1 protein-coding gene is annotated in these 611 nt (G+C 68.4%); it reads left to right on the forward strand.

The window, feature by feature from the left end; genetic code table 11:
* Positions 1-76 precede the first annotated feature (76 nt).
* Entirely contained in the window at positions 77-466 is a 390-nt protein-coding gene (gene rplL, locus KBX39_RS32540) for a 50S ribosomal protein L7/L12 (protein WP_043328232.1), read from the forward strand.
* Positions 467-611 lie beyond the last annotated feature (145 nt).

Consider the following 611-nt stretch of genomic DNA (forward strand, 5'->3'; position numbering starts at 1 on the left):
GGAGGGCGCCGAGGCGGCCTGAGGCCCTCCCGGCGCACCACGTTCTTAGTTTTCATTGCGAGAAAGGACGCCAGACATGGCGAAGCTCAGCACCGACGAGCTGCTCGACGCGTTCAAGGAGATGACGCTGATCGAGCTCTCCGAGTTCGTGAAGCAGTTCGAGGAGACCTTCGAGGTCACCGCCGCCGCTCCGGTCGCCGTGGCCGCGGGCGCCCCGGCCGCCGGCGGCGCTGCCGCCCCGGCCGAGGAGGAGAAGGACGAGTTCGACGTCATCCTCGACGCCGACGGTGGCAAGAAGATCCAGGTCATCAAGGTCGTGCGTGAGCTGACCGGCCTGGGCCTCAAGGAGGCCAAGGACCTGGTCGAGGCCGCGCCGAAGGCCGTCCTGGAGAAGGTCAACAAGGAGACCGCCGAGAAGGCCAAGGCCAAGCTCGAGGGCGAGGGCGCCAAGGTCACCATGAAGTGACCTTGCTCCACCTGACGCGCGTCCGGCTCACGTGAGCCGGGGCACACCGCGTCGCGGCGGGCGGTGAACCCGAATCGGATAGCCGCCCGCCGTGTTGGTGGTCCCGGACGGCAGCGGTGTGAGCAGGGCGTAAGACGGCCCCTGT

Origin of the sequence: Micromonospora sp. D75 (assembly GCF_018070405.1) — a bacterium.
GTDB lineage: Bacteria > Actinomycetota > Actinomycetes > Mycobacteriales > Micromonosporaceae > Micromonospora > Micromonospora chalcea.

Bases quoted from the DNA above. Each gene is read 5' to 3' on its own strand.
- rplL (WP_043328232.1), top strand. From the start codon at position 77: ATGGCGAAGCTCAGCACCGACGAGCTGCTCGACGCGTTCAAGGAGATG.